At 65.2% G+C, this 2,600-nt stretch carries 1 protein-coding gene and 1 pseudogene; one reads left to right on the top strand and one right to left on the bottom strand.

Features of this window, described 5'->3' with window-relative positions; all coding sequences use genetic code 11:
- The first annotated feature begins 251 nt into the window (after positions 1–251).
- Complete coding sequence (locus ACK5L9_RS15680; RefSeq protein ID WP_416912405.1) at positions 252–2,297, top strand: 3-hydroxyacyl-CoA dehydrogenase NAD-binding domain-containing protein; 2,046 nt, start codon at positions 252–254, stop codon at positions 2,295–2,297.
- A 116-nt stretch (positions 2,298–2,413) separates the two neighbouring features.
- On the opposite strand, the pseudogene ACK5L9_RS15685 reads toward ACK5L9_RS15680, so the two are convergent.
- Positions 2,414–2,600: pseudogene (locus ACK5L9_RS15685) on the bottom strand (IS256 family transposase); the annotation flags it as partial.

Below are 2,600 nucleotides of genomic sequence, written 5' to 3' on the forward strand. Positions count from 1 at the left end.
ATCTGTCATCCCGGCGGAAATCACCCCACCGGGGCCTTTAGAGACAATCGCCTGAACCGTCCAGCCTGACGCGCGTGCGGGGTGACGGGCGGGGTGACGGCCTGACCCAGCTTACCGCAAGAATTTTAAATTTGAAGCGGTTTTGCCCGGATGGCAATCCGCGCGCACCACACGGGCCTGAAATTGTCGTGCAAACGCATCGCCCTCCTGCTAACTGTTGAAAACGCCGTTACAATCACCAAGAGGCTTTCATGAGCGATCCGGTCCAGTTTTCCGCCGATCACGACATTGCGGTCATCACAATCAACAATCCTCCGGTGAACGCGACGTCGCGGGCGGTGCGCGCCGGGTTGATGGCGGCGCTTGATAGCGCAGAGCGGTCGGGGGTCGGTCGGGTCATCCTGACCGGGGCCGGGTCGATCTTTGTCGCCGGTGCGGATGCGCGGGAATTCGACGCCCCCCCGGTCGAGCCGCACCTGCCCGATGTGGTCGCCCGGATCGAGAATTTCCCCGCCCCTGTTGTCGCCGCCATCAATGGCGCGGCACTTGGCGGCGGGTTGGAGCTTGCGCTGGCCTGCGCGGCGCGGGTGGCATCGCCTCGTGCGACCCTTGGCCTGCCCGAAGTGACACTTGGCGTCGTGCCGGGTGCCGGCGGCACGCAGCGCCTGCCCCGGCTGATTGGACTGGGTCAGGCAGTCGCACTGATCGCCGAGGGAAAGGTCGTCAAGGCCGCTGCCGCGCAAGAGATCGGGCTGGTCGATGCGCTGGCCGACGATCCGGTGGCGGCGGCGCGGGAACTGGCTCTGCCTGACCGTGCCATGACCGGCGCGCTGCCCAACCCGGCCCCCGACGCCCCGGCGGTCGAGGCCGCGCGAAAGACGGCGGCGAAACGCGCGCGCGGACAGAACGCCCCGCTGCGCGCCATCGATCTGGTCGAGGCCTCGGCGCGCCTGCCCTTGGCCGAGGGGCTGGCACAGGAACGTCAGGCGTTTCTGGACCTCAAGACATCGGATCAGGCGGCGGCGCTGCGCCATGCGTTTTTTGCAGAACGCGGCGCGATGGGCCGGGGTAAGGAGGGCGGGCGCGAGATCTTGCAGGCGCTGGTGATGGGCGGCGGCACGATGGGCTCGGCCATCGCCTATGCGCTGGCGCAGACGGGCATTCGCGTCGCGCTGGTCGAAACCGACGAGGCTGCGGTCGCGCGCGCACGCGAGAACGTGACACGCCTTTACGCCGAGGCCGTCAAGCGCGGCAAGGCCACGCAGGACGCAGCCGATGCCGCATTGGCGCAGAACCACAGCTTTCACGCGGGATATGAGGGCCTGCCCCCCGTGCAGATCGCCATCGAGGCGGTGTTCGAAAATCTGGACGTCAAGCGTCAGGTCTTTGCCGCGCTGGAAAAGGCGCTGCCCGCCGATGCGATTCTGGCAACCAACACATCCTATCTGGACCCCGACCGCATTGCCGAGGGGCTGGCCGACCGTTCGCGTTTTGTCGGGCTGCATTTCTTCAGCCCCGCCCATCTGATGAAGCTGGTCGAAGTGATCCGCGCCGAAAGCACCTCGTCCGAAACGCTGGCCACGGTGCTGCGCCTGACCCGGCGGCTGAAAAAGATCGCCATTCCCGCAGGGGTCTGCGACGGCTTTATCGGCAACCGGATCCTGACGCGGTACCGGCAGATCAGCGATGTGATGCTGATCGACGGTGCGCAACCCGCCGAGATCGACGCAGCGATGCGCGGCTTTGGCATGGCAATGGGCCCCTATGAGGTGCAGGATCTGTCCGGGCTGGACATCGCCTATGCCAATCGCAAGCGGATGGGATGGGCGACGAAACCCGATTTTCGCTATGTTCCGATCGCCGACCGCGTGGTCGATGAAACCGGTCGGCTGGGACGCAAGACCGGGGCAGGTTGGTATGACTATACCGATGGAAAGCCCGGCCCCTCGGAACAGATCGAACAGATCGTCCGCGAGGAAAGCGCCCGTGCCGGTATTACCCGCCAGAAACTGAGCCCCGATGAAATCGTGCTGCGCGCCACAACCGCCATGATCGAGGAAGGTTTGCGCATCCTTGAGGACGGCATTGCCGACAACCCCGCCGATATCGATCTGGTGATGCTGCACGGCTATGGTTTCCCACGCTGGCGCGGCGGCCCGATGCATTATGCCGAGCGTCTGGGCCTGCCGGAAATCCAGCGCCGGATCGAGAGGCTGGCGGCGGCGGATCCCCTGTCCTGGGCCGTCCCTGACATCCTGCGCCGCGCCGTGACCGGGGGGCGCGGTCTCTCGGGGTAGAAGGGCGGGTGTTCCCTTGGCTGCCTCGGTCCCGGCCCTGTCGGCATCATCACCGCGTTTACGCGGGAGTGTCCTGAACTCTGTGTATCTTTCCCGGCCCATGCGGTTTCAGATACTCAAGCGTCGAAGCGCTCGCCGAACATTATGGCGAACTGGTTGCGGGCCGCAAACCATTCCCTGACATTCCTTCCGTCTTTTTCGAAGTTGCGGATCGCGAGGTAGATCAGCTTGGTTGCGGCATCATCGGTCGGGAACGAGCCGCGTGTCTTGATCGATTTGCGGATCACCCGGTTCAGGCTTTCG

Origin of the sequence: Paracoccus sp. (in: a-proteobacteria), assembly GCF_047973135.1 — a bacterium.
Lineage (GTDB): Bacteria > Pseudomonadota > Alphaproteobacteria > Rhodobacterales > Rhodobacteraceae > Paracoccus.